29 protein-coding genes are annotated in these 25,799 nt (G+C 36.1%); 16 read left to right on the top strand and 13 right to left on the bottom strand.

Annotated elements, in window-relative coordinates; all coding sequences use genetic code 11:
* Positions 1-44 precede the first annotated feature (44 nt).
* The 4 genes from VEU72_09490 to VEU72_09505 all read left to right on the top strand — a co-directional run bounded on the left by VEU72_09490 (position 45) and on the right by VEU72_09505 (position 4,499).
* On the top strand, positions 45-1,913 hold the full coding sequence (locus tag VEU72_09490; GenBank protein HYL67363.1) for a HAMP domain-containing sensor histidine kinase: 1,869 nt from the start codon (positions 45-47) through the stop codon (positions 1,911-1,913).
* 68 nt (positions 1,914-1,981) lie between these two features.
* The gene (locus VEU72_09495) at positions 1,982-3,367 is read left to right on the top strand and encodes a TldD/PmbA family protein (GenBank protein ID HYL67364.1); all 1,386 of its coding nucleotides are present in this window, start codon (positions 1,982-1,984) and stop codon (positions 3,365-3,367) included.
* Positions 3,367-3,948 carry a uracil-DNA glycosylase gene (locus VEU72_09500; protein ID HYL67365.1) on the top strand — a complete coding sequence of 194 codons (582 nt, stop codon included), beginning with the start codon at positions 3,367-3,369 and terminating at the stop codon, positions 3,946-3,948. The genes VEU72_09495 and VEU72_09500 overlap by 1 nt, the downstream gene beginning before the upstream one ends.
* On the top strand, positions 3,945-4,499 hold the full coding sequence (locus VEU72_09505) for a DNA-3-methyladenine glycosylase (GenBank protein ID HYL67366.1): 555 nt from the start codon (positions 3,945-3,947) through the stop codon (positions 4,497-4,499). The genes VEU72_09500 and VEU72_09505 overlap by 4 nt, the downstream gene beginning before the upstream one ends.
* 9 nt (positions 4,500-4,508) lie before the next feature.
* On the opposite strand, the gene VEU72_09510 is transcribed toward VEU72_09505, so the two are convergent.
* Positions 4,509-5,417, bottom strand: coding sequence for a trypsin-like peptidase domain-containing protein (locus tag VEU72_09510; protein HYL67367.1), 909 nt, complete (start codon positions 5,415-5,417; stop codon positions 4,509-4,511).
* A 413-nt stretch (positions 5,418-5,830) separates the two neighbouring features.
* Between VEU72_09510 and VEU72_09515 the strand changes: the two genes are divergently transcribed.
* Positions 5,831-6,328, top strand: coding sequence for a cupredoxin domain-containing protein (locus VEU72_09515; protein ID HYL67368.1), 498 nt, complete (start codon positions 5,831-5,833; stop codon positions 6,326-6,328).
* 23 nt (positions 6,329-6,351) lie between these two features.
* Here the strand turns inward: VEU72_09515 and proS are convergent, their stop codons facing one another.
* Positions 6,352-7,794 (bottom strand): proline--tRNA ligase, encoded by a 1,443-nt coding sequence (gene proS / locus VEU72_09520; protein ID HYL67369.1) that lies wholly within the window; start codon positions 7,792-7,794, stop codon positions 6,352-6,354.
* A 42-nt stretch (positions 7,795-7,836) separates the two neighbouring features.
* On the bottom strand, positions 7,837-8,121 hold the full coding sequence (locus VEU72_09525; GenBank protein ID HYL67370.1) for a hypothetical protein: 285 nt from the start codon (positions 8,119-8,121) through the stop codon (positions 7,837-7,839).
* Between the two features lie 104 nt (positions 8,122-8,225).
* Here VEU72_09525 and serB point away from each other — a divergent pair, with 104 nt between their 5' ends.
* The 5 genes from serB (at position 8,226) to VEU72_09550 (ending at position 11,950) form a co-directional block, all read left to right on the top strand.
* The gene (gene serB / locus VEU72_09530; GenBank protein HYL67371.1) at positions 8,226-8,876 is read left to right on the top strand and encodes a phosphoserine phosphatase SerB; all 651 of its coding nucleotides are present in this window, start codon (positions 8,226-8,228) and stop codon (positions 8,874-8,876) included.
* Between the two features lie 40 nt (positions 8,877-8,916).
* Positions 8,917-9,654 (top strand): coenzyme F420-0:L-glutamate ligase, encoded by a 738-nt coding sequence (cofE, locus tag VEU72_09535; protein ID HYL67372.1) that lies wholly within the window; start codon positions 8,917-8,919, stop codon positions 9,652-9,654.
* A 60-nt stretch (positions 9,655-9,714) separates the two neighbouring features.
* On the top strand, positions 9,715-10,635 hold the full coding sequence (locus VEU72_09540) for a PHP domain-containing protein (protein ID HYL67373.1): 921 nt from the start codon (positions 9,715-9,717) through the stop codon (positions 10,633-10,635).
* 73 nt (positions 10,636-10,708) lie between these two features.
* Complete coding sequence (locus VEU72_09545; GenBank protein ID HYL67374.1) at positions 10,709-10,948, top strand: sulfurtransferase TusA family protein; 240 nt, start codon at positions 10,709-10,711, stop codon at positions 10,946-10,948.
* A 3-nt stretch (positions 10,949-10,951) separates the two neighbouring features.
* Positions 10,952-11,950 carry a cysteine synthase family protein gene (locus VEU72_09550; GenBank protein ID HYL67375.1) on the top strand — a complete coding sequence of 333 codons (999 nt, stop codon included), beginning with the start codon at positions 10,952-10,954 and terminating at the stop codon, positions 11,948-11,950.
* On the opposite strand, the gene trxB is transcribed toward VEU72_09550, so the two are convergent.
* The 4 genes from trxB to VEU72_09570 all read right to left on the bottom strand — a co-directional run bounded on the left by trxB (position 11,951) and on the right by VEU72_09570 (position 15,816).
* Positions 11,951-12,916 (bottom strand): thioredoxin-disulfide reductase, encoded by a 966-nt coding sequence (gene trxB, locus VEU72_09555; GenBank protein HYL67376.1) that lies wholly within the window; start codon positions 12,914-12,916, stop codon positions 11,951-11,953.
* A gap of 202 nt (positions 12,917-13,118) precedes the next feature.
* Positions 13,119-13,913: a DUF6775 family putative metallopeptidase gene (locus tag VEU72_09560; protein HYL67377.1), complete on the bottom strand. Its 795-nt coding sequence runs from the start codon at positions 13,911-13,913 to the stop codon at positions 13,119-13,121.
* A gap of 30 nt (positions 13,914-13,943) precedes the next feature.
* Entirely contained in the window at positions 13,944-14,762 is an 819-nt protein-coding gene (locus tag VEU72_09565) for a sulfide-dependent adenosine diphosphate thiazole synthase (GenBank protein HYL67378.1), read from the bottom strand.
* Between the two features lie 37 nt (positions 14,763-14,799).
* Positions 14,800-15,816, bottom strand: a complete 1,017-nt coding sequence (locus tag VEU72_09570) for a hypothetical protein (GenBank protein ID HYL67379.1) — start codon at positions 15,814-15,816, stop codon at positions 14,800-14,802.
* A 238-nt stretch (positions 15,817-16,054) separates the two neighbouring features.
* Here VEU72_09570 and VEU72_09575 point away from each other — a divergent pair, with 238 nt between their 5' ends.
* Together VEU72_09575 and VEU72_09580 are read left to right on the top strand one after the other, a co-directional pair.
* Positions 16,055-17,821, top strand: coding sequence for a nitrite/sulfite reductase (locus VEU72_09575; protein ID HYL67380.1), 1,767 nt, complete (start codon positions 16,055-16,057; stop codon positions 17,819-17,821).
* Positions 17,809-18,618, top strand: a complete 810-nt coding sequence (locus tag VEU72_09580; protein ID HYL67381.1) for a rhodanese-like domain-containing protein — start codon at positions 17,809-17,811, stop codon at positions 18,616-18,618. Before VEU72_09575 ends, VEU72_09580 begins: the two co-directional genes overlap by 13 nt.
* A gap of 4 nt (positions 18,619-18,622) precedes the next feature.
* Here the strand turns inward: VEU72_09580 and VEU72_09585 are convergent, their stop codons facing one another.
* The gene (locus VEU72_09585; protein HYL67382.1) at positions 18,623-19,765 is read right to left on the bottom strand and encodes a tetratricopeptide repeat protein; all 1,143 of its coding nucleotides are present in this window, start codon (positions 19,763-19,765) and stop codon (positions 18,623-18,625) included.
* Positions 19,766-19,902: 137 nt separating this feature from the next.
* Between VEU72_09585 and VEU72_09590 the strand changes: the two genes are divergently transcribed.
* The 3 genes from VEU72_09590 to VEU72_09600 all read left to right on the top strand — a co-directional run bounded on the left by VEU72_09590 (position 19,903) and on the right by VEU72_09600 (position 22,502).
* Positions 19,903-21,354 (top strand): collagen-like protein, encoded by a 1,452-nt coding sequence (locus tag VEU72_09590; GenBank protein HYL67383.1) that lies wholly within the window; start codon positions 19,903-19,905, stop codon positions 21,352-21,354.
* A 298-nt stretch (positions 21,355-21,652) separates the two neighbouring features.
* Positions 21,653-22,015, top strand: coding sequence for a hypothetical protein (locus tag VEU72_09595; GenBank protein HYL67384.1), 363 nt, complete (start codon positions 21,653-21,655; stop codon positions 22,013-22,015).
* A gap of 202 nt (positions 22,016-22,217) precedes the next feature.
* Complete coding sequence (locus VEU72_09600) at positions 22,218-22,502, top strand: hypothetical protein (protein HYL67385.1); 285 nt, start codon at positions 22,218-22,220, stop codon at positions 22,500-22,502.
* Positions 22,503-22,532: 30 nt separating this feature from the next.
* Here VEU72_09600 and VEU72_09605 read toward each other — a convergent pair whose 3' ends face one another.
* From VEU72_09605 to VEU72_09625, 5 genes are all read right to left on the bottom strand, one after another.
* Positions 22,533-22,754, bottom strand: a complete 222-nt coding sequence (locus VEU72_09605; protein ID HYL67386.1) for a hypothetical protein — start codon at positions 22,752-22,754, stop codon at positions 22,533-22,535.
* Positions 22,755-22,845: 91 nt separating this feature from the next.
* Positions 22,846-23,022: a hypothetical protein gene (locus VEU72_09610; GenBank protein ID HYL67387.1), complete on the bottom strand. Its 177-nt coding sequence runs from the start codon at positions 23,020-23,022 to the stop codon at positions 22,846-22,848.
* A 37-nt stretch (positions 23,023-23,059) separates the two neighbouring features.
* Positions 23,060-24,166: a GTP-binding protein gene (locus VEU72_09615; GenBank protein HYL67388.1), complete on the bottom strand. Its 1,107-nt coding sequence runs from the start codon at positions 24,164-24,166 to the stop codon at positions 23,060-23,062.
* A gap of 79 nt (positions 24,167-24,245) precedes the next feature.
* Positions 24,246-24,743 (bottom strand): VTT domain-containing protein, encoded by a 498-nt coding sequence (locus VEU72_09620; GenBank protein ID HYL67389.1) that lies wholly within the window; start codon positions 24,741-24,743, stop codon positions 24,246-24,248.
* A gap of 53 nt (positions 24,744-24,796) precedes the next feature.
* The gene (locus VEU72_09625) at positions 24,797-25,036 is read right to left on the bottom strand and encodes a DUF504 domain-containing protein (GenBank protein HYL67390.1); all 240 of its coding nucleotides are present in this window, start codon (positions 25,034-25,036) and stop codon (positions 24,797-24,799) included.
* Positions 25,037-25,077: 41 nt separating this feature from the next.
* On the opposite strand from VEU72_09625, the gene VEU72_09630 reads away from it, so the two are divergent.
* The gene (locus VEU72_09630) at positions 25,078-25,797 is read left to right on the top strand and encodes a phosphoglycolate phosphatase (GenBank protein ID HYL67391.1); all 720 of its coding nucleotides are present in this window, start codon (positions 25,078-25,080) and stop codon (positions 25,795-25,797) included.
* Positions 25,798-25,799: the final 2 nt, after the last annotated feature.

Genomic DNA, 25,799 nt, shown 5'->3' on the forward strand with positions numbered 1-25,799 from the left:
TTTCATGCCAACTTTTATAGGCTCTTAGTCTAAAACTATACAAAATGAAGATTGTTTCTAAGACGTATATTTTGCTTGCCGTCATAATCGGTGTTTCATTGCTTAATCTATTTGTATTATTGCAAACATCACAGGAAAATCAAGCAGTATTGCATTCAATTAGCAGTGCAAGCAATCTCAAGGTTACAGTTGAGAGAATTGCAGGAACTGCAAACTCTATAGCAAGCGGAAATGAGATGGACAGACAAACCCTAACTCAACAAATTGCCGACTTTGAAAGTACCTATAATACTCTAGGTAGTGGAGGGCAATTAAATGGAATTACCATTGTTGCCGTGCCAAATGAGCTGCAAAATAAATACATGGATGTTGGCAATGCATGGAATATTTACAAACAAAAGGCAGAAGAAATCAGACAAGAGTCTGTCTTTAATCCTGATGTCAAAAACGCATTAGAGTATATTTTAGGAAAAAATGGAGATCTAATAACACTAACAAACGGTGTATCTAATGATCTTTTGCCACTAGACAGAAATTACAATAGGCATAAAGAAATTGCAGCAGAACTTGTAACACTTACAAAATCAATTGGTGAAAACACACTTCTTATCTCAATTGGGGAAAAAGGAAACTATACTGATATCATAAAAAAAGATAGGATTATGTTTGATGCTGATCTGAAAAAATTAGAAGGACTGCCAATAGATACTTCAAATACTGATGGAGTCCAGATAACCAAAGAAACACTTCAGGCCATTCCTAGAGAAAACGCAGCATCATTACGTAGTCTTGATCCATTGTGGGAATCTGTAGAGCTAAAAATACAATTTATTGAATCAACACCTCTGCTTTCTGCGGAATTTGGAAAGTCACTGCATAATCTAGATGCACAAAGAGATGTGATGCTTTCTACAACTGGATTTTTTGTAGATGGGTGGAACAAACTAATTGATGATACACTAAAGGCTAAAGTTAATGCTGTATTGGCATTGCTTGTAGCAGACATTGTAGTTTTTGTTATAGTGATGTTTACAATTAGAAGATCACTAAACCCACTAGCCATGCTCACTAGGGCACTCTCACGTGTAAAGGAGGGTTTCTATGGTGAAAAAATAGATTATTCCACAAATGATGAGATTGGTACTCTGGCACACACGTTTAATCTCATGTCAGAAACCATACAACAAAAGAATGAAGAATCAAAAAAAGTCGAAATTGCAAAAGATGAATTTTTGGCAATGATCACTCATGAATTAAAAACTCCCCTGGTGCCAATTCAAGGGTATGCTGATATTTTACTTGGAGAACATTTGGGCAGTCTTAATAAAAACCAAAAAGAAAGGCTCGAGGTAATCAAAACAAGCTCTGCAACACTGCTACAATTGATATCTGATCTTCTTGATGCACAAAAATTAGAACTAGGACAACTCAAGATTGTGAGAAAAACTGACAATCTCAAAGACACCATCTCAAAAATAATTGTACTAATGATGCCACAGGCAATCTCAAACGGAATTGATCTTCTGAACCATGTTAAAACAGATGTCCATGCATATTATGATGAAGAACGTATCAGTCAGGTGCTTACTAATCTAATTAAAAATGCATTTAGGGCTACAACAAAAAATGGTAAAGTAGAGATATCAGTTGAAGAACTATCTGATGAAGTCAAGGTCTCAGTTAAGGATAATGGTATTGGATTGCCAAAGGACGCTCTTGATAAAATATTTAGAAAATTCTATCAGGTAGATACGTCCTCAACTAGAGAAAAGGGTGGCAGCGGTCTTGGGCTTTCAATCTGTAAGGGAATAATTGAAACACATGATGGTAAAATATGGGTAGAAAGTGAACTGGGTAAAGGTGCCACATTTTCCTTCATCCTTCCAAAAATTAAATCAAATTCCTCCCCCTAGCATAAATAAATAGTTGGGAAGAACCAAACTGTTCTATAATGGAATTGTATGATTTTGCTGAAAAGTCAATGCAGTTTGCAATGGATTGTGGTGCCCAATATTGTGATGTTAGGTATGAAGCAGTACAAAGTGATGGATTTCTTTTAGAAAATGGTGAGATTGAACATTTTACATCTTCAAGGGACTCTGGAATGGGAATTAGAGTGCTTGCTAATGGGGCATGGGGATTTTTTTCCATTTCTAATCCAAAGTCACTAGATGAGATAAAAAATGCCACACTAGATGCAGTAAAAAGTGCATTACATTATTCTACAAATAAAAAACAAAAGGTAAAACTTGCAGAGTGTCATGTATATGTAGATGAGATAAATTTCCCAGTATCAAGAAAACCCACACTAGAGGAGCTGACAAAAATTGGTTTTGAGTGTGATGGAATAATACATAGTAAAAAAAGAATTCACAAATCTTCCATATCAATGGAGCATGATACTATTTCAAAATATTTTGTAAACAGTGATGGCGCAAAAATAACTCAAAGATTCGAGGATACAATAGCCAATGTTACCGCAACTGCACATGAATCTGGCCTGACAGAATCTGTTAATGCTACAGAAGGGGGCAGGGGAGGATTGGAGATGATACTAGATAAAAATAACATCATGAATACATCTGAATTTGTAGCACAAAAGGCATCAGAGCTTTTAGATGCTAAAACTGCTAAAGAAGATAAAGCAACTGTTGTAATGAATCCTGATTTTGTTGCACTACTCTCGCATGAAATTCTAGGTCATCCTTCAGAGGCAGATAGAGTACTTGGAAAGGAAATGGCTTGGGCGGGGGGTGCTTGGTGGGCAGGAAAGCTAGGAGAAAAAATTGGTTCTGAGAAATTAAATGTAATAGATGATCCTACACTGCCTAGTCTTGGATATTACAAATATGATGATGAGGGAGTTTTTGCAAAACCAAAATCACTGATAGAAAATGGCATTCTAATAAATCACATGCAAAGCAGAGAAACTGCATCTATTTTCAATACAGAGCCAAATTCCGGAATGCGAGCTACAGGCTATGGGTTTATGCCGTTAATTAGAATGGCATGTACGGCAATAAAGGGAGGAGATTGGGATCCTCAAGAAATGATAAAAGAAGTAAAAAATGGCTATCTTATTTCTAACATGAAAGTTCCATCTATTGATATGATGAGATACAACTGGAGCATATCGTGCCAGTTTGCACAAAAGATAGAGAATGGCGAATTAGGAGAATTACTTAGGGATGTGATTGTTATGGGAATTGCACCTGATTTTTTCAATTCTATTGATGCATGTGGAAAAGATTTCACAATAAGACCAATTACAAATTGCGGTAAGGGCGATCCTATGCAAATTATGCGAATGGGTAATGGTGGGCCACATGTGAGAGGAATTGCTACAGTAAAAAGTGTGGGAACATAATGTCAGATTTGATGGATGCATTACGATTACAAGTAATATCATGTACAAAATGTAATCTTTCAAAATCAAGAACTAATGCTGTTGCAGGAAAAGGAAATTACAATGCAGAAATAATGTTCATAGGGGAAGCACCAGGAAGAAACGAGGATCTAAAGGGCGAGCCATTTGTGGGTGCTGCAGGAAAAATTCTATCAGAAGCATTAGAGTATGCTGGTCTATCAAGAGATGATGTTTTTATAACAAATGTTGTAAAATGCAGGCCACCAAACAACAGAGTACCACTAGAAGAAGAAAGAGATTCCTGTCACCAATACCTATCTGGAGAGCTTGATATCATTAAACCCAAAATTATCTGTATATTGGGAAATACTGCATATGCTTCTATCTTGGGTGGTGACTCTATCACAAAGAACAGGGGTAGAATAATAAAAAAAAATAACCAGTTGTATTTTCTTAGTGTACATCCAGCAGCGGTAATATACACCCCAACTCTTGGACAGGTCTTAAAAGATGACATTAAAACACTGGTAGAAACACTTGAGAAAATGAAAAAAGGAATCAAAGTAGAGACTATACCATGAGAATTATCTCACGGTCATTTTATGATAGAGATACAGTTGATGTTGCACAAGATTTGATAGGCAAACTGCTTGTACGAAGAATTGGACAAAAAATAATCTCTGGCATGATAGTTGAGACAGAAGCATATGGATACAAAGATGATGCAGCTAGTCATTCTTTTGTAGGTATGACAGAAAGAAACAAGGCAATGTTTGGGCAGGTAGGAAAGGCATATGTCTATTTCACATATGGCATGCATTATTGTGTAAACGTGGTTGCAAAAAATAATGATTTTGGAGCAGGCGCTGTTCTTTTTCGTGCACTAGAACCAATAGAGGGAATTGATTTTATGATAAAACAACGAAAAACCACAATCTCAAACCTTGCAAACGGTCCTGCAAAACTCACACAGGCATTACAAATAACAAAAAAGCAATATGGCGAGGATTTGACAAAACGTTCTGGTTTATTTGTTATTGAAGGAAAGGAAATAAAAAAATCTGAAATTAAGGCAAGGCCAAGAATTGGAATTAAAAAAGCAACTGATAAACTTTGGAATTTTAGTTTATAGTTTTCAATTTTAAGATGCCGCAGGTCTTGCTTGTAGCAATAAGGTCAAGTCCATTGTTTTACCCAGTCTGTTTATTGTTAAAACTACTTTGTCTCCAACAGATTTCTGATCATCCACATAGGAGATAACATCATAGATTGTTTTAATTGGGTGCCCATCAACTGCAGTGATTATGTCTCCTCCATGAGGAATGTTGTTATTATCCAAAGTAGCAGGTACCAGTCCTGCCTTGAATGCAGGCCCATCTTTTACAACTTGATCAACAATTACACCCTTGTAATTTCTGGCCAATCCATTTGCTAATGCAACATCTGGATTCATGCTAGTTCCAGCTATGCCAAGCCATGGATGTGCATATGTTCCGTTTTTGATTAATTGTGGAACCACTCGCTGAATTGAATTAGATGGAATGGCAAATCCAACTCCAGAAAATTCACCTGTGTTTGTATTAATGGCAGTATTCATCCCAATTATCTCACCTTGGGTGTTTAGCAATGGCCCTCCTGAATTGCCAGGATTGATGGGAGCATCTACTTGAATTACATCAGGTATGTTAAATCCCAAGTTTTCATTTGGTAAGAGGCGACCAACCTGACTGATTATTCCATGTGTCATTGTATCACTCAGACCAAATGGATTGCCTATTGCAATTACTTGCTGGCCCACCTCAAGTTGTGATGAATCTCCAAATATTAGAGGCGTGATATTTTCATCTGAAAAATTATCAATTATTTGTATAACTGCAATGTCATTATCAGGATCAGTTCCTACTACTTTGGCAGTATAGGTATTTCCATCAACAAAAGTGACATTTACAGTTTTTGATCCTTCTACTACATGATTGTTTGTAATAATGCGTCCTTCTTTATCATATACAAATCCAGAACCAAGTCTAGTGGATTGACTTTGAAGCGGCATTCCGTTTATGATTACATTGTTGTCTACAGTTGAGACCTTGCTTGTTATCTGGACAACAGAATTTTCTACTTTTTTAAATATTGATGTAAGATCTGATTGTCCAGTTGATGTCTGATCTGATGAACCGGGAGGACCAGGAGGGCCCTGTGGACCTTGTATGCCTTGTGGACCAGGTGGACCTTGGGGACCAGGTGCTATTGCAAGAGAATTTTTCGTAAGGGGATTACCATTAGTAGATTGAATTGTAACTATGGCTGCAAGAATTATTACTGCAGTTATAAGAATAACCTCTGTCCTTTTCGTTTCTTGTCACCGAAGTAAAATATTTTAAAAGTAATAGATATTCTTTACGAATCATTGTTCTTCAATGAACCTTAGTTACCTAAATATACACAAGCATAGATTATTTATCAGTGCGAAAACATCAAAAAAACAATAATAAAAATAAATTCTTTACTAGAGGCACAATTATTGGTATTGCAGTTATTGCAGCAGCGGCATCAATTGGCGGATATTTTTCCTTGGGTACTCTGATTCCAGTTAATGGAACAACTCCAGTTTTTGCACCTCCTACTAATATTTACATTCTGGCTACACATGATAGTCAGAATGGTTATTATTTTGAAGAGCAATCAACCAGGCAAGGCAAAAAAACTCTGGCATCAGGCGCAATAGACGCATCAATTCATGTAATTAAGGGACAATTAGTGGCTCTTCACGTAATCAATGAGGATAAAGAGACTGGAACACAACATGATCTAAACATAGATGAATTCAACGTACATACTAAAAAATTGAATTATTTCCAAGCACAGACAATCAATTTCATTGCCGATAAAGCTGGCACGTTCAAGTATTATTCTACAATTCATCCTGAAATGAAAAGTAACCTGATAGTAGATTCTGGATAATTAAATAAAACAAATTCTAGAAATTAATAGCCACGGCCAAATATTGCCATCTCTTTGCTAGGTTTCTTACATATTATACATGGTGCATCTGATTTTTTACTATCAAAAGGAAGCACACGAATGTCTGCACCTGTTGTTTCCTCTATTTTTTCTTCACATTTTTGATCACCACACCAAGGAGAACTCAAAAACAAACCCTTTTCTAATTCTAATTTAAATTTCTCAAAATCTATTACTACTCTAGTTTTTTCAGCCAAGAGGTTCTTTGCTTTTTCAAAGAGACTCTGATGTATCTCGTTTAGTGTTGATTCGATACCAGTCTCAATATCGCCAAAAGAAATATCAGTCTTTTTTTGATTGTCTCGTCTTACTAGTACCATCTTACCTTTTGCTAGATCTTTTGGCCCAATCTCTATTCTTAAAGGAACACCCTTCATCTCCCAATCATGAAATTTGTAGCCAGGTGTAAATTCATCTCTTGTATCAATGTGAACTCTAATTTTCTTTTTTGATAATATTTCCTCTACTTCTTTTGATTTTTTAATAATCTGCTCTTTATCAGACTCTGAATAATAAATTGGAACAATTACTGCTTGAATTGGTGCCACTTGAGGGGGCAAAACCAAGCCTTTGTCATCTCCATGAACCATTATCAAGGCTCCTATCAATCGCCAAGAAACACCCCATGATGTCTGCCATGCAAATTTTTCCACATTTTCTTTATCTAAGAATTTGACATCGAACGGTTTTGAGAAATTCTGCCCTAGAAAATGAGACGTTCCCATTTGGAGAGCCTTGCCATCTGGCATTATTGCTTCCATGGTTGTGGTATAGACTGCACCTACAAATTTTTCTTTCTCAGTTTTTTTACCAGTAATTACTGGTATGGCCAATTCCTCTTCCACTGTTTTTTTGTATAATTCAAGTATTAGCATTACCTCTTGTTCAGCTTCCTCTTTTGTTGCATGCACAGTATGTCCCTCTTGCCATAAGAATTCTGATGTTCTAAGGAAAGGTTTTGTTGATTTTATTTCTGCACGTAGTGCGGTGTTCCAAAAATTAATCTTCAATGGTAGATCTCTCCAACTTTTTATCCATTTAGAATACATGGAATATGCCAGAGTCTCAGAAGTTGGTCTTAATGCAAGCTTGTCTCCCAACTCTGAATTTCCAGAATGGGTTACCCAAAAAACTTCTGGATTAAATCCTGCAAAATGTTTTGATTCTTTACTAAGAAGTGATTCTGGAATTAAAACTGGCAAAAAACCATTCTGGTGACCAGTCTTTTTTAGTTTTTCATCAAGTGAATTTTTTAGCGACTCCCAAATTGAGTATCCATATGGTCTGAGCACGATTAGGCCCTTGACAGGAGCATAATCTGCAAGCTCTGCCTTGATTACAACCTGTGTGTACCATTCACTAAAATTTTCATTTTTTTTGGCTGTTATACCTATCTCTTTACTCAATTTACATCAATTTGGGATATGTACTAATGAGCTTTCTGGTCTTTAGAGTGGGTCGCCTTTACAAAGTACTTTTCCTGTTATTCTACTTTGAAAGTTTGGGCAAACAAAACATTGGACAAATCCAATCTCTGATTTAAGAACTGGGCAATCTACGGCTTCTTCTTTCATTCGCTTGAGCATTTTTGGGCTGACACCTTTTAATTTCAATTTGCCCTTGTCATCCATCATGCCTGAAGCTTTCAACTCATCTTTGATCTTATCTGAAAGCTTGTATGGCGCAGTGGCTACCTTGATAGTGACTTCATATTTGTGTGGAAGCTCGCCCATGATGTTCATCAGAAATTGCGAAATATATTGCTAGTGGTTTTATCAAAAATCCGATCTATCAAAACTTAATATAATCTAGATTTGTGTTGTCAAACTGAAACTAGTTGCTAGCGATTTTTGACGTTGAGGGTGTTTTGCTTGATGCAGAATTTCTTCCAATACTTGCTGAAAAAATAAACAAGCAAGATGAAATTTGGGAGATTACACGAAAGGGTATTGAGGGTGTCATAGATTGGGAAGAAGGTCTCAAAACCAGAATTAATGCACTAAAGGGTATAGACTATAAAACATGCAAAGAGATTGCTGATTCTCTACCAATTATGACTGGTGCAAAAGAAATTTGTCGTGCACTAAAGGCGGCTGGATGGAAGTTACTTGCAGTATCTGGAGGATTTACAATAATGACAGACAGACTCAAAAAAGAATTAGGACTTGATTATGTTTTTTCAAACGAACTTGTTTTCAAAGATGGAAAATTAGATGACGTTATAATTCACGTGGATTCTGACAAGGCAAAATCTGCTATAATAAAAGTAAATGAATGGAAGGAAAAAAAGGAAAACATTGTTGTAGTAGTTGATGGTGCAAATGATATCAAACTTTTCAATATCTGTGGTCTTGGTGTGGCATTTAGGGCACAGGATGTTGTGAAAGACTTGGCTACTGTAACTCTTGAGGAAAAGGATCTCTCATTGTTGATTGATATCATTAACAAACATTATGGAATGAATCTTGAATTACAAACTGTTGCGTAATTAGATATTATTTTAAATCCACAGGCAATAGAATTTACAAATGTCATTAGAAATAATCCCAGTTAAGATTGATAAAGAAATAGAGCAAGATGATGACATTTCTGAATTGGTATTGTCCACATCAAAACCAGAAATTAAAGACGGTGATATTCTAATCGTAACACAAAAAATAATATCTAAACAGGAAGGACGTATGGTACAACTATCCACAATAACTCCATCTCTTCTTGCAACAGGTATTGGCAGTGAATATGGAAAAAATCCACAGGTTATACAAAAAATACTTGATGAATCAAAACGTATAGTGAGATTAAAGGACGGTATAATAATATCTGAAACCATTCATGGATTTGTATGTGCTAATGCTGGAGTTGACGAAAGCAATGTCAAGCAGGGATATGTTACACTATTACCAAAAGATGCAAACGCATCTGCACAAAAATTAAGAGAGTCAATAATGAAAAAAACAGGAAAGAATGTTGCCATAATAATATCAGATACATTTGGCAGACCATTTAGAATGGGTCAAACAAACTGTGCTATTGGATTTGCTGGTATTTCGGCAATTGCTGATTATATTGGAACAAAAGATAGTTTTGGTCGGATTTTACATGTTACTGAAATTGCAATTATTGATGAGATATGTTCTGCATCAGAACTAGTTATGGGCAAATCTCTCAATACTCCTATTAGTATTGTAAGAAATTACAAATTTAGTGATTCAAAAAGTGATATGAAGGATCTGCTTAGGCCAAAAAATGAAGATCTCTTTAGGTAAACCATATTCACAATTATTGAAATAAAGAATATATTCTAAAGTAAGCAGTACGAATAGACGTTGAGTATTTTAAAAGTAGAGCTACATTGTCACAACGAGTTTTCTAATTTTCAACTTGGCATAAAAGAAACCCCATATGATTGCGGGATTAGTGTCTCTGAACAATTAGAACAGGCACATAAGATTGGATTGGATGCCTTTTTTATCACAAATCATAATACTTTGGATGGATTTTCTTCCTTGCTTGAATATAAGGAAAATCATGAAAAATTCAAGAATCTCAAGGTCTATCCAGCAGAAGAGATTACCACTGATGCTGGAATACATGTTGTTGCATATGGACTTTCTAAAACAATAAAATCTGGACAGACCTTGGATGAAATACTTGATGCGATTAAATCACAAGGAGCCATCTCATGTGCGCCTCATCCATTTGCTCTAAGTAATGGTTTACGCGAACAAGCAATACTGTGTGATCTAATTGAAGTCTTTAACAGTAATAATGTTGATAGGTATTCAAATCTACGTGCGTCATATTTTGCCAAAAGTAACAACATGATTGAAGTGGCAGGAAGTGATTCTCATGTTGTATCCACACTAGGAAGGTGTGTTAATTTGATTGACTCTGAAAATACATTAGATGATATGTTGTATGCAATGCGTAAAGGAAAAATCTCTATTGGGAAAACAGGTTATGTTACAAGTAAGGAAATGATAGAGCATGCAAAATATAAAATTGAAAATTCAAAAGATGACATTATAAAATATTTTCAGCAAACACATCCACATCTGACAGGACTTTGTATTTTTTTAATTAGAACGTTTGAATCCAATCCAAACAGTCTGATGTGGACAGCTGTGTATAAAATTGCAGTACATCTGACAACAAAACTATCTAACAAAATAAATTTCAAAAATCATGATCATACAATTTTATATGAACGTAATTTGAGAGCAATACTGCCCATGATCCTCACTTGAGAAAACATTTTCTGTATACAAGAATAGATTTTAATATCACATTGCGGTCATTTTAAATTATAAGGTGAAATAAATGTCAGAATTAGGACCAGCTAAGACAATTGATGTACGTGGATTGTTTTGCCCAGAACCTGTATTTAGAACAAAAATAGAAATTGAAAGAATGACAGTAGGAAACGTTCTAAAAGTGATTGCAGATGATCCTGCATCTGAAGAAGATATATCAAGATGGGTAAATAGAAACGGCCATCAGCTTTTAGAATTAAAAAAGAATGACAAAGATCTAGAGTTCACCATAAAAAAGGTGAAGTAATACTTGGCAACAAAAGTGGTAAATGATTCTGAAACCTTACAGAAAATTGGAAATACACCCCTTATAAAATTAAATTCTCTTTCTTCAGGCAATGTAATTTCTTATGCAAAATTAGAATCACATAATCCATTTGGTTCTGTAAAAGACAGGGCTGCCTATTGGATGATAAAAGATGGGGAGGAGCGTGGAATTTTAAAAAAGAATGAAAGTATCATTATAGAACCCACATCTGGCAATACTGGAATTGCACTAACTGGCATAGCTAATCTGTTAGGCTACAAAGTCGAGATAGTAATTCCTGAGAAAGCAAGTGAAGAAACAAAGAAAATAATTGAATCACTAGGTGCAAAGTTATTCCAAACAAGTGACGATTTATGTCCAAAGGTTGGTGCTGGCACAGATCAAAGCATAGCACTTGCAAGAGCGATATCCTCTGCAAGACCAGATATCTATTACATGCCTAATCAATATGAAAATGAAGCAAATTTCATGGGTCATTACAAAGGAACTGGACCTGAAATTTGGAAGCAGACAGAAAGAGAGGTAACTCACTTTTTGACAGGTGTCGGTACTGGAGGTACCATAACTGGAATTTCGGCTTATCTAAAAGAACAAAATCCAGAAATTAAGACAATTGCGGTTCAGCCTCAGCAAAATCACTTGATTCAAGGGCTACGTAACTTTGTAGAATCAGACAAACCGGTTTTATTCAAAAAACGTGAAAACCTAGTGGATGACTGGATGACAATAACTAATGAAGAAGCTTTTGCAGCAGTAGTAAAATTATTTGAAAAAGAAAAACTTGTAGTGGGCCCATCTTCAGGTGCGGTTTATGCTGCAATGGAAAAACTTTCATTAGATAAAGGATGTGTAGTTGGAATATTTGCAGATGATGGTCGCAAATTCAAAAGCTTGTATATTCAACAAAGAGTGTTTACAGAGGAACAATTTGACAAGGCACTAAAAGAAGCAGTGCATTTGTCTGCTGCATCTTACATGTAATTATTTTTTATTTTCAGAAAGATACTTGTCTACATCAATTGCAGCCATGCAACCAAATCCTGCTGCAGTAACTGCTTGTCTATATCTGTGATCATGCACATCTCCAGCTGCAAAGACTCCAATTACACTAGTCTTGGTATTATCCTTTAGAACAATGTATCCCTGTTCATCAAGCTCAATTTGACCTTTGAATAACTTAGTATTTGGTTCATGCCCTATTGCAACAAAGAGTGCGCCAACACTTAATGTCTGTTTTTCATTAGTCACTACATCCTTGATGATTATCTGATTTACTTTATCATTCCCGGAAATCTCTTCTATGACTTTGTTCCAGTAGAACTTTATTTTCTGATTGTTAAATGCCCTCTCCTGCATGATCTTGCTTGCTCTGAGACTATCTTTTCTATGAACTAGATGAACCAATTTGCCAAATTTAGTTAAAAATGTAGCCTCTTCCACCGCTGAATCTCCTCCGCCAACAACTACAATGTCTTGATTTTTAAAGAATGGTCCATCACAAGTGGCACAGTATGAAACGCCTTTTGCACTAAATTCTTGCTCCCCTTTTACACCAATTTTTCTTGGACTTGCACCTGTGCAGATTATTACCGCATCTGCTTCATATTCTTCTGAATAAGTGAGAACCTTGAATGGTTTGTGTCTAAAATCCACATTGACTACTTCGTCATCTATAATGGTAGTTCCCATTCTTTCAGCTTGTTTTTTCATCTCTATCATAAGCTCTGGACCAAATATTCCGTCTGAAAATCCTGGATAATTCTCAACTTCTGTTGTAAGCATTAACTGACCTCCTGGCAATACTCCTGATATTATCAGCGTATCACGTTTTGCACGTGATGTGTATATTGAAGCAGTGTATCCCGCTGGACCTGCACCAATTATGATCACATCATATTTTCTCCTTGTTTCAGGTTTTTTGGACTCTGCCTTGATTTCAGCTTGCACTGATCAAATTGATTTGAGATTCATATTTAAATTAAATCCTGCAAAGTGTGAATAATCATTATGATGTATTTCAATAAACTAGTATATCTTCAATTTCGATGGATAAACAATTTATCATGTCAGATATATCGTAATGAAGACCATAGAACTCCAACGGGATGATGTTAATTATGGCAATCCTTTGACCTTTGGAGACGCTTGGTCACTGTTTTAAATAATTGATAATGCCGTCTAGAATTTTTTGATGTTTGCTGCAAAGCTTGTTAGATATTGTCTGTGAATGTAACAGGTCCTCTTGCCAATGTGCATTGTACAGTTTACAGTCTTTTGATTCACAAAATGGATGACCAGTTAAATAATAAAATAATGCTTGCATTGCATATCCCTTGATTATCTCGCTTAATTTTACATCGTGATACTCTAGATATTTTCCTTTGAATTGATCTTTCAAAACATCCAAGTTAAGTCCCTGTGAGATGTTTTCAAACATTTTTAGATAATATTCACGAGGTTTTGCAGGAGCTTCAATCATTCCTGTAGTGGATATGATTGCTGGATTTGAACAAATTACTGCTCTTCCATGGTATCTGTAATCGTCATAGTCATATGTGCAGGTAAGCTTGTCTGTACAAATCAGATGAAACATGTCTGACTGTGATTCTGATTGAGGTATTGCGTTGGCTATGATTTGCTTGAATTCAAATCCGTCATACATTACAATATTACTTACGTTTGTAAAATTCATAAATGAATTCTCTTCAAAGGTAATTTCCTCCTGTGTTGGAACATGTTTCTCAAAAGGAATTAATGGATTAAAAATTCTTGATGCAGATAGATCATGTGCAATTTTTCTAGTTGGATCTTTGAAGAACTCAAAAAACCTATCTCTTATTTCTACTCTAACACAAAATTTCTCTTTGATAAATTCTCCTAGCTCATCTATCTTAATTTCTGGTACCGAAGGTTCATCGTATAAGAAAACTTTGGAGAGTTTCAACAAACCAATTAAGAATTACTTGAATATAGTTTATCTTCTTAATTCTTTCATTTTTGCAGCTGTTACTTCAGCTGCTTTCTTGCCTGAAAGTAACATAGAGCCATAGGTTGGTCCCATTCTTGGTATGCCATAAGTTTCAGTTACTGACATGCCTGCAACAACAAGACCAGGAAAAACCTCGCCTGTCTTGTGAACTACTCTATTTTCACCGTCATCAACCCACATAGGATCCATACCTTTCCATTCCACAAGCTTTCTATCAACTAGTCTTTTTACAGCTACAGAATCATGACCAGAAGCATCGATTACCATTTTTGATTCTAATGCAATTGGATCTACACATGTAATATTTCTTGGAAGTGCAGATACAGGCATCCAATTAACTACTACTCCTCCGACTCTACCATTCTTTAAAACTAGATCATCGAATTTTGTTAAATTTAAGAATTTGACTCCTGCATCACATGCAGCTGCAATAAGTTTTGAAACAGCATGAGGACCAGGCGTGAGATATAGTCCTTCTGATACCTTTTTGTAAGGAATGCCAAGTTCGTCCCATATCTTTTGGGCAGGAGCTCTAACCGTAACTGGGTTCATCATATATCCACCAAGCCAGTATCCTCCTCCTAGGTAGTTGTTTTGTTCAATGACCAATACTCTGAATCCCATGGTTGCAAGCTCTTTGCTTGCTGTGAGACCTGCAGGCCCTGCACCGATTATTATTACATCAGAATCTGCTCTGTCAATTAATACTGAATGAAATTCATTTGCGATTGCCCTAGTAATTTCCAATTCTTTAACATCGGCAAAAATTTTTGGTGCTTCATCAGAATGAGTAACCTGTTGCATAGAAAATTATCCCTTACCAAGTACATTAATAGTTTGCTCAGTTGGTAAATGCATCTTCAAATGCTTTTATTGATTCCCTGATTTTGACTTTTTTTAATGGATTCTTAAATGCATATGCAGAAATTATTTCTGATTTGCCTAGATCTTTTTTAGAAATGGATATTTTTGCAGCCCTAATTGAATCAAGTATGACATTACATCCATTTGTACTATCGTTAGTTTTAAGAGACAAATCCATCTCAATTGTTGAACCCAAAAAACCCTTTGCCTCCATCCAATAGTAGCTTACTCGAGAGTTCCCCAACTGTTCAGCATATTCAGTGGTTCCTGCTGTGGATCTGAATGGATATGGAACTTCAATTGATATTGAATCTGTTTTTATTTTTCTTTTTTTCTCTCTTAATTCTTCAGCCATGGTATTTTGTGTATCCTTATTTCCTCCTACATCAAGTTGATATGCCTTTTCTATTTTGATTCCACGATGTGTAATGAATTCCATCATGCCTCGATGAAATGCAGTACCGCCAAATTGACTCATCAAATCATCACCAAGTATCATTAATCCCTTTGATGTAAATGCAGAGCGCATCTGTTCAGTTACAGTTTTTGAAGCAGTAGCGTTAAAAAAGGAGCACCCTGCATCCAAGGCTGCCTTTGCATATTTTTCTCCACTTTTATCCATGCCTGAAGAAATTAAATTGATCAAGAAATCTGGATTTGTTTTCTTTAAGGAATTAACTATATCTTCATATCTTGCAGATTTTGGTCCGCCCATTTGAGCAAAATTATGTGACATGGCATCTTCTGAAATTCCTGGTTGTATTATTAAATCTGAATCAACTTTGTAATCTGATACAACACTATTAACTTTTTTTCCTACCTTGGATGGATCAATATCGTAAATGCCTGTAACTACCACATCAGTTATGCCAAAACCTGCAAGCTTTGGATGCCAAAGACCTTCAGTTGAACTTTTGTAAAATTGTAATCCTTTGATTAGAGTTGAGGCAACACTCCCAAATCCTGCTATTGCTATTTTGATTTGGTCAGACACGTGACTTTTTCTTGTCGGTGAACATTTAACTCTTTTCTAGACATTTGATCTATCTTTGAATGAATGATTTTTTTTGAATTCAAATAAACTCAAAAACCCATGTCTGAAATGTGCAATTTTGTGTCACAAAATTACAATGTCAGGCTAAAATTCCCATATTATAAAATTTATATTCAATCCACCGCGAAATTATGTATACTTGAGTAAGACCAGCCTGAGCCAATCTAGAGGAGATAATTTGCCCAAACCAAAGATAAACTGGGGTAAGCTAGAGGAGGCTGAAAAATTTGCAGAAATGGTAAAGCTCTTCAGACGTGGAAAAATTAACCGTGATGATTTTAGACGTTTTAGATTACAACATGGTGCATATGGCAGCCGAATGACTGATGATTACAGCATGGTGAGAGTTAAAGTACCTGCAGGAGAAATTTATCCTGAACAATTAGAAAGACTTGCTCTGCTAAGTGAGGGATTTTCAATAGGCAGTGCGCATGTTTCTACAAGACAAAACTTTCAACTTCACTGGATTGCATTAGAAGATGTATCAGAAGTAATGCGTGGTCTTGCTGAAATTGGAATGACATCAAGGGAGGCATGTGGAAATTCGGTAAGAAATGTAATGTGCAGTCCTCTTGCTGGTGTTTGCACACAAGAAGTTTTTGATCCTACTCCTTACGCACTTGCTACTGCAAGATTTCTTTTGCGAAATCCAATGAATCAATCTCTTCCACGAAAATTTAAGCTTAATTTTACATGTTGTGAAAAACACGGAATGGCAAGGATAGTGGATATTGGTTTGATTCCTCAAAAAATTGATGCTGACGGCAAAACGCATAATGGATTTAAAATATTTCTTGGCGGAGGACTGGGAGCACAATCATTTGTAGGTCATCAACTTGAGGAATTTACTTCCGAGGAAGATTTGTTGTATACAATTATCTCAGTTATCAGAGTTTATGACAGGATGGGAAATCGAGAAAATATGGCAAGAAACAGAATGAGATATCTTGTTAATGAATTGGGCTGGGAAAAATTCCAAAACATTGTACTAAAAGAAAGGGCGATGGTAAGGGTAACCCAATCAGTTGTGGTAAAACTTGACCTAGACAAGATCCCAGAGGTTCTTGGTAAAATGAGCATAAGTTCAGATACTCCAGCTAAACCTGAAGGATTTTCAAGATGGGTTAAAAGTAATGTGATAAGTCAAAAACAAAATGGCTACAGTTCAGTATTTCTAACTTTAGAATCTGGCGACGTAACTTCTAATCAATTAAGAGCAATGGCAGAAATTGCAAGAGAATTTTCTGCAGAAGGACGAGCACGAACTGGATTCTTACAAGATATGGTGTTTAGATGGGTAAAAGACGAGGATCTTCCAAAACTTTATTCAAAATTATTAGAAGTTGGTCTTGCAAATCCAGGTGCATTAACTATGGCATCTGTAATTGGATGCTCTGGAACCACATCATGTAATCTGGCATTAACAAATTCACACAGAATTGCAAAAGAAATTCAAAGAAAATTCCTTGAACTAAAATTAGATGTTGATGATGATTTACGTGATGCTACAATCAAGATAAGTGGCTGCCCTAACTCTTGTGGACAACATGAGATTGCTACAATTGGGTTTTATGGTGGAGGTGGAAGGATGGGTAAAGAGATGTATCCACTGTATACCATGTCTCTTGGCGGTAGATCCGATGAACAAGCAATGTTAGGTTTGATATGCATGAAAATTCCTGCAAAAAGAGTAATTCCAGTAATTCTAAAAATAATTGAGATTTTTAAATCAGATAAAAAAAATGGTGAAACACTAGACTCTTGGATACATAGAGTCATAGACAATAACGGCGATAATGGCGTGAAATCTTTTAATGATATCAAGGAAATTTTAAAACCTGTTGTGGCTGCCCCGACCATTGAAGAGGAAAAGGATTTTTACGTCGATTATGGAAACGACGTAAGTTATCATGCAAGAACTGGAAAGGGCGAATGTGCTGCTTGAGTAAAGAAAAGATCATGCGCCCAACAATTGATGCAGATGCACTACGATCTGAAATTAGGGACAAGAGTGTACGAGTCCTTGATATTAGAAAAGAAGAGGATTACAAACAAAGTCACATCCCTGATGCGGTAAATCTTCCTTTGGCAAATCTACTTGCAGATGACAGTCCTGAAAAGGTCTTGCAATACGTGCAATCTTTTGGAATCTCTGATGAAACACCAGTTGTCGTTTATGATGATACTTTTGGGGCACTCGCATCAAGAGTTGCCTGGACTTTGCAGTACATTGGTCATGAAGATGTCTCACTTTTGGATATCACTTTTGGTACTTGGAAGAAGATGGGTCTTGAGACAAACACAGAAAAAATATCATTTGACAAAAAAAATCATTCATTAAAACTTAGACCTGAAATTCTTGCAACAGTAGATTATTTGGCACCTGCCAAGGAAAAAGGCGCAGTACTAATTGATAACCGCGAAAGATTGAACTTTCTTGAAAACCATATTCCTGGAGCAATGAACATACCATACCGAATGTTAGCTTCACCTGATAACATACTAAGACCAAAAGAAGAATTAAAACGTCTAATTCAAAATAGGAATATTGCACCTGATGCCGAAGTAATCACATATTGTGGAAGTGTAGGAACTCTTTCCGGACTAGGGTATTATGCACTCAAATCAATAGGGATGGAAAATGTAAAGCTCTATGTTCGTTCATTTAAGGAGTGGAAATCTCTTGAAAAGCCAATAGAACGACAAAATGATGCAAATTACTGGGATCTTTCCGCTGAATAATTATCTAATTTTGTGCAACTTCACTTCGAAGTTTTTTTGTAACAGCTGTCTCGATACTGTCAAAAAGATCTAGCATCTTCTTTTTGTTTGCTTCAAGAAATTCATAACCCTTATCGCTTAATCTTATTTTGTATAATCGTATCTCTCTGTGTTCCTCAAAAAAATGTTCAATCATCTGAGGACCTTTCTTTGCAGGATCAATGAACACTTCGAGATTTGCAATTAATTCTTTTACATCGCCTTTTTCTATTGATATTTTTACAGCTTGTATTGCTTCGCTCATCTCTTTGAGTTGTTGAATTAGTATGGGGCTCTTTTTCTTTGTATTGAGTAGTCCTTTCTTTTCCACTCCTATTTTTTCTGCCAACTCGGGTACAATTTCATACTCATCTATTTTTTGGAATCCCATGTTTTTTTCACTTTTTACAATCAATCCTTTTTCCATTAATTTTCTTGCAGCATCTTCTACCTCTGATTTTCCCATCATTGTAGTCCAGACAATTTGGCCTACTTTGTGATAACCTTGTCTTATAGATTCTAAAACAACAACCTCCACTATTCGTCTAAATCCTTCATCTGCGTTGACATTCTCAAAGTCTTTATCCCTGACAGCCTTCTTTGCATTTTTTACATCGATTTCAACAGAACGCTTGAGTGCATCAAGTGATTCAGGTATGTGATTTAAAAGAGATTGATAACATCCCTTGTTATACCATGCCATCCCATCTGTGGGATCTGAGTCAATTGCCTTTTCAACACATTCCAAAGCCTTTTCATAGTTTTTTTGTTTGTAAAAAATCAATCCCTTTAGGTTCCAAGCATCTGCATTTGTGACGTCAATCTGATGTACCTTGTTGTATGCTTCCATTGCTCTGGAATAATCATCCATATGAAAACGTGCATATCCTAATTTTAGTAGGGAATCTACATGCCCTGGATCAATTCTAAGTGCATCTTCAAAAGCAAGTACAGCATCCTCCATTCTTTCATCAGCCATAAGGGAGACTCCTTTTTTGAAGAGCTTGTTTCTAGAATAATCCGGATCAGTTAACTTGGATTCTTTAGAGTTCTCACTAGGTTCAATATTATATTCTTCCGTAGAATCTGTCTTTGGTTCCTTCGGCTTGTCTTTGAATAACTTCCTCAAGGATAATGTAAATAGGCGTTTTTGCCAGATAAATACTATTCCGGGGTATCTTGCTGTTGATTTTTCTTGATTTCATTCGTAAACGGTCTTTATATCGCATGGAAAATACAAAAATACTCAATGATTACACCTAGGATATGTCAGACGCAGGAAGAACGCTAGAGATCACAGGGATCTCTCCATTTAGACTTTCATCTGGTGTCTTTGAAGTTCAAATTGCAATTTGTGACAGTCCACCACAAGCTGATGATATTGCAAAAAAAAGTTTTTCTTCACTGTGGAAAGACAGCTTTCATCTTAGAGTAAAAGATAGAAAATTTGACCAAGTTTTAGGAAGTGAAAGAAATCCATTACCCGAATCTGTTTTTCAACGAGGTTCTGTATGGATTGTAGTTAGTGATCAATTCTCTTCAATTCATACTGTTTTTGAAACTGAAATTTCATCTGGCTTTACAAAAAAAGATCCTGAAACTATAGAACATGAAAAACCAGAAACTAGAGAACATGTAAAACCTATAACAAGTGAACCAGCTTCACGCCCACAAGTAAGAATAGAATCTGAGCGAGTAGGGGAACGTGGTTTTCGAGGACCTACTGGTTTGCCAGGTCCACAAGGTGACAAAGGTCCACCAGGTCCGCCTGGCACTAAAGGTGATGATGGTCCTATGGGTCAAACAGGTGACAAAGGTCCACCAGGTCCGCCTGGAGACAAAGGCGAACAAGGCCCAAGAGGTCTTCCAGGAGACAAAGGTGACAAGGGTGACAAAGGCGAACAAGGACCACGTGGAGATAAAGGATTAACTGGTGACAAAGGTCCATCTGGCGACAAAGGTCTTAGAGGTGAGACTGGTCCAACTGGCGATAAAGGTGATAAAGGCGATAAAGGTGATAAAGGCGATAAAGGTCTTACCGGAGATATTGGGCCAATTGGAGAAAAAGGACCAACTGGTAATCAGGGTCCAATAGGAGATAAAGGAATTATTGGTCCACCTGGAGAACATGGTCCTAAAGGTCCGCCAGGTCCACTTGGTGACAAGGGACCTATTGGTCCGCAAGGTCCACAAGGCGACAAGGGTATAACAGGTCCACAAGGTACACTAGGTGACAAGGGTCCGCAAGGTCCGCAAGGTCCATCTGGAGAAAAAGGACTGACAGGAGTTCCTGGTCAACAAGGTGATAGAGGGCCACGCGGTTTGCCAGGTCCACCAGGCGAACAAGGTTCTAGAGGTCTTCAAGGTGCTCCAGGTGACAAGGGTCCAAAAGGTCCACAAGGTCCGCAAGGCGATAAAGGTGCACAAGGAGCACAAGGTCCTCAAGGTGAAAAAGGCCCGCAAGGGATTCAAGGATTACAAGGTGATCAAGGTCCTAGAGGACCTGAGGGTATACCAGGCGAACAAGGTCCAAGGGGTCCACAAGGTGCTCCAGGCGAACAAGGTCCAAGGGGTCCACCAGGTCCACCAGGTGATAAGGGTCCAACAGGATTTTCAGAACAAGAAAGAGCAATGCTAACAAACTTGCTTGAAATTCTTACGTCAAAGAACATGATCACAACAGAACAGCAGATAAAATTACTAAGCTACTTGTATTAGAGACTTTTAGAAATTGGAAAGATCAAAACATTTGAAAAAGAAGTAAATCTTAATGCTGATAGAAAACGATTTTGGTTAGGAGAGATTGAAAGTATAGATTCTAGAATGATGAATGAATTTATGTCTATTTCTATGACTTTTTTCACAAAATTAGGCAAATAATAATAATGTCTTTTATGTACAAATTTTAGTCATGCCTCAAAGACGCAAAGCAGATGATGAGTTAACAGCCAGTGGGAAATATTCTCGTGAGTATAACAAAAGATTTCCTGAAAAATATGAACTGCAAAAAAAGAATATGAAAGACAGATACAATAAAAATAGATTAAAAATTCAATTAGAAAAAAGAGAGAGAACCAAGAAAAAAAGACTTGAATATATTGAACTATTGGGGGGAATGTGTGCGGGTTGCGGAGAGAGGTTTAACAAACATGCCAGAATTTCAAATCTTCAATTTGATCACAAACAATATTTTACAGGTAAAACTATGCCTAAAAGCGTTCTCTATCAGATGGATGATTTAAGGAAAAATGGAGTGGACTTGAATCCATACTTCATATTACTTTGCATAGATTGTCATAGGATTATGACTGCAGTAAGAAAGCATAGGGACAAGACCATGAAAATGTTTGATTACATTTCCAAAAATAATATGTTTTAACTACTTTCCAACAAATCATAACGTACCATATTTACGTAGTTAGCTTCAGTTTTTACTCACAAGGGGGGCGTACCCTTTTTACTGATTAACGATGAACTCATCTGCTTTTTCCCTATGTACATGAAAAAGATCTGAATGTAATTATTTTTATTCACTGTTATTATGCAGTATCTTCAAATAACTGCAAGAGGATTTCTGTTTAATGAGTCAACCAAAAGAAAAGATTGATTTCAAACTCTTAGACCATGAGAGAACAGGAACTGAATATGTCTCATTTAAACTAGAAGATGGAACTATTGTCAAAGTCAAAGTGGATTTAGACAGGGTAGGAATTGCAACAAATTACAAAAATCCAGATGGTACACCGCACTATGCAATTAACACATCGGTAAAAATCACTGTGATTCCAAACGAAAGAAAATTTTCAATGGAGCCTGATTCAATAAAAGGAAAATCATCTGCCCCGCCTGGTCAGATGTTTAGTTGAGAATTATTCTAAAAATAAGCAAATTATCGCTTATGCAGCGATAATTTGTTTTAGATCAGAACTATCTTCGTCGTTTTGCTGCTTTTCTTTTGCCTGATCTTGATCGCTTTGGAGCTGATCTTCGCCTTGAGGCTGATCGCTTTGGAGCTGATCTTCTTTTAGCAGCAGATCTTTTTGGAGCTGATCTTCGCTTTGCAGCTTTTCTAGCTCGCTTTTTTGTTGCCATTGAAAAAATGTATAATTTACTTGCATTTCTATAGTTAAACTAAAATAATTTACACTAACTGATGTAATTCAACACATACATTTTTTTGTAAAATAATATTTCTGATCGCAACTTTGATCAATAAACTGATTCTGCAGATGGTCTTCTACCTTGCAACCATGATTTTTTTCCACACTGTGTACATTTGTATTGTCGTCTTCGCTTGTATGTTGGAATTTCTGGCATGAAAATAATTTCTTGTTTTGTTTTTATCATACAATATTTGCACCAACGCTCTTCATATTCTGCATCCATGTCTTAGAAAACTTGTTCACAGAATAAAGTATTTGTTTTATGTGCCTCTGTTCTTTACTATTGTTAAAACATCTTCATCTTGTAATATGTGAGTCAGACCTACTCTTTGTCCACCAAACTTGACACTTTTGCCCCATACAAGAGCATGTTTGAAATCTCTTCTCATATCTCGATGTAGTTTATTACAAATCTCTAATACAGTAGAGCCATTTCTTGTAATAAGAGGTTCTTTGAAATCTGTTTCGCCTCCCTTGGGCCTCATGTAAATTCTGATAAAATCTAATTTCTCATAAATTGCATCTTTTAGCGCAGTTATGTTGATATCGGAATCTGCAGAAATTGGTATAATTTTTGCTTTTATGTTAGATTGTAGTTCGTTTAAAAATCCTTGATTTACAAGATCTATTTTGTTCATCACTGTAAGGGACTGGACATATGTCTTGTTAGCTGAAATAAAATCTACAAGCTGTTCTGAATCAATATCTTCTCTTATCAATACCCTTCCATTGTTCATTCCATAAACTCGTAAAATATCTTTTAGTAGACTAATTGACATTTTAGTTAAAGGCACTTGTTGATTAACTGATAATCCTCCATCTGAGGTTTTTTCTACTACAATGTTTGGTGGTTTTTGATCTAGTCGTATGCCAATATTTTGAAGCTCTGTCCGAATTACTCCATCATGATATGGCTGAAAAACATCAAGAATAATTAAAACAAGGTCTGCACTTTTTGCAACTGCAAGTACTCTTTTTCCTAATCCTTTTCCAGTTGATGCACCTTTGATAATTCCAGGCAAATCCAACACCTGAATTTTTGCACCTCGAAGTTCCATCATCCCTGGAACTACGGTAGTAGTAGTAAATTGAAATGCGGCTACAGCAGATTTTGCACCAGTAAGTCTATTTAACAAAGTAGATTTTCCAACACTTGGTAATCCAATAAAAACAACAGTGGCATCACCAGTTCGTTTGATATCAAAACCAACTGAACTTCCAGATGATTTAGATTTTGATTCTTCTTGTTCACGTTTTAGCTTTGCAAGCTTTGCTTTGAGTAGTCCAACATGATGTTCAGTTGCCTTGTTAACCTGAGTCTTTGCCATCTCATCTTTTATGGCTTGAATTTTTTCTGGAACTCCCATTCTGATTCACAGTATGTTTGGGTTTACTGCATAAAATCCTTCTAATTTGCTATCAAGTTACATTATGTTGTGTTTGTGGCTAAAATTTGAGGTTATTAAAATAATGGAGAAACATGCTTCCAAAATAAACAGAGGCAAATGAGCTAAGTGTTCTTGCTATACACATAGAAATTGCAAATTTTCTAAAATCATATTTCTTTACTCCTGCAATAATTGTCACAATCTCAGTCAGTATGGGTACCAAACTTAATGCAAAAATTATGATCCAGCCATATCTGTTCAACCAGTCAAAGCTCTTGTCATAATCCTTTGTTCTTTGTGTTTTACGGAGGAGTCTGTAAATTTTTTTACCATCATACCCCACAAGATATGTCAGAATTCCGCCTCCTACAGAGCCTGTTGCCATTACTGTGAATACCATTACTGGATTTTGACCATCTAGAAGAAGTGCAGTTGATGTTATTGCAATCGGAAATGGAATAAATGAAGCAAAGACAGAATTAAGAAAAAGACCTAGTAGCCCATATTTTACAAAGAAAGGATTCTCAAGTATGGGTTTTAAAAAATCAATTAACACTGTTTGGGTATTTTTTTAGGTATATTTAGAGGTCTTTAAATGATAAAAAACGATCAGGCAATATCAGAATCTTTTTTATTAACTATTTTAGAGTACAAAGTCTTGCCTCCCTTATTGATGTGATGAATTCTTGTTATTGGAATAGTTTCAAAATTATCTGATATTTTTATGAACTCTGGTAATGTGGTTTCTTTTATTGTGTCATAGTCCAGATATCCAACCATGTATGAATTAGGATTGTCTGCATACCTTGCTTTACTGAGAATCTCGGCAAGTTTACCTTTTCGTGGCATGTTGTGTTTATTACAAAATAGTATTTTAGATAGGAGTTATTATGCCCAATATTATATCTGACTTGGTGCGCCCAAAAATCTTTGCCATAGATATTGATGGAACAATTACAGACACAAAGGGCGGTAGAGTTGACCTTGATGCACTTGCAGCACTGCGATACATGGAAAAGCTAGGACACAAGGTAATTTTCGTTACTGGTAGATCATCTGTTGAAGCATACGTGTTATCGGTGTTTGGGGGCACAACTAGGATTGCAGTAGGTGAAAATGGTGGAGCAGTAATGTATGGTCCATCTGAACACAAGCTATTGGGAAAAAAAGAGGATTGCATAAAAGCATTTGAATTTTTAAAGACAAAAATTCCTCAAGTAGAAATAAAAAATGTATTTCCAAGGCTAACCGAGGTTGTTCTTGAAAGAAATTTTGATATAGATTTAGCAAAAAAAATTGTTTCTGAAAATAATTTACCAGTAAATCTTTCTGATAGCCAGTATGCATTTCATATTAACTCAAAGGGCATAAACAAAGCTAGGGGACTCGAAGAGGTAATGAACATGTTTTCTGCTACAAAAGATGATATCATATCAATAGGTGATAGTGAAACTGATATTCCGTTATTCAAGGCAACAGGATTGAGTATCGCAATAGGTAATGCACCAGAAGATGTAAAATCACAGGCATCCATGACTGTAACAGGAAATGAGGGTGATGGAGTTATTGAGGCATTGGAGTATGTTGAGCTTAAACTATCACGGGAGTAAGA

This window comes from Nitrosopumilaceae archaeon (genome assembly GCA_035631875.1).
In the GTDB taxonomy this organism is placed as follows: domain Archaea; phylum Thermoproteota; class Nitrososphaeria; order Nitrososphaerales; family Nitrosopumilaceae; genus TA-20.

Excerpts from the sequence above, each read along its gene's own strand:
- VEU72_09595 (HYL67384.1), top strand. The coding sequence starts at position 21,653 with ATGAAAGACAGATACAATAAAAATAGATTAAAAATTCAATTAGAAAAA.
- VEU72_09615 (HYL67388.1), bottom strand. The coding sequence starts at position 24,166 with ATGGGAGTTCCAGAAAAAATTCAAGCCATAAAAGATGAGATGGCAAAG.
- VEU72_09565 (HYL67378.1), bottom strand. The coding sequence starts at position 14,762 with ATGCAACAGGTTACTCATTCTGATGAAGCACCAAAAATTTTTGCCGAT.
- VEU72_09545 (HYL67374.1), top strand. The coding sequence starts at position 10,709 with ATGTCAGAATTAGGACCAGCTAAGACAATTGATGTACGTGGATTGTTT.
- VEU72_09510 (HYL67367.1), bottom strand. The coding sequence starts at position 5,417 with ATGCCGCTTCAAAGTCAATCCACTAGACTTGGTTCTGGATTTGTATAT.
- VEU72_09610 (HYL67387.1), bottom strand. The coding sequence starts at position 23,022 with ATGGATGCAGAATATGAAGAGCGTTGGTGCAAATATTGTATGATAAAA.
- VEU72_09590 (HYL67383.1), top strand. The coding sequence starts at position 19,903 with ATGTCAGACGCAGGAAGAACGCTAGAGATCACAGGGATCTCTCCATTT.
- VEU72_09605 (HYL67386.1), bottom strand. The coding sequence starts at position 22,754 with ATGCAAGTAAATTATACATTTTTTCAATGGCAACAAAAAAGCGAGCTA.
- VEU72_09495 (HYL67364.1), top strand. The coding sequence starts at position 1,982 with ATGCAGTTTGCAATGGATTGTGGTGCCCAATATTGTGATGTTAGGTAT.
- VEU72_09525 (HYL67370.1), bottom strand. The coding sequence starts at position 8,121 with ATGGGCGAGCTTCCACACAAATATGAAGTCACTATCAAGGTAGCCACT.
- VEU72_09580 (HYL67381.1), top strand. The coding sequence starts at position 17,809 with ATGTGCTGCTTGAGTAAAGAAAAGATCATGCGCCCAACAATTGATGCA.
- cofE (HYL67372.1), top strand. The coding sequence starts at position 8,917 with ATGTCATTAGAAATAATCCCAGTTAAGATTGATAAAGAAATAGAGCAA.
- VEU72_09625 (HYL67390.1), bottom strand. The coding sequence starts at position 25,036 with ATGCCACGAAAAGGTAAACTTGCCGAGATTCTCAGTAAAGCAAGGTAT.
- VEU72_09600 (HYL67385.1), top strand. The coding sequence starts at position 22,218 with ATGAGTCAACCAAAAGAAAAGATTGATTTCAAACTCTTAGACCATGAG.
- VEU72_09500 (HYL67365.1), top strand. The coding sequence starts at position 3,367 with ATGTCAGATTTGATGGATGCATTACGATTACAAGTAATATCATGTACA.
- VEU72_09490 (HYL67363.1), top strand. The coding sequence starts at position 45 with ATGAAGATTGTTTCTAAGACGTATATTTTGCTTGCCGTCATAATCGGT.
- VEU72_09630 (HYL67391.1), top strand. The coding sequence starts at position 25,078 with ATGCCCAATATTATATCTGACTTGGTGCGCCCAAAAATCTTTGCCATA.
- VEU72_09505 (HYL67366.1), top strand. The coding sequence starts at position 3,945 with ATGAGAATTATCTCACGGTCATTTTATGATAGAGATACAGTTGATGTT.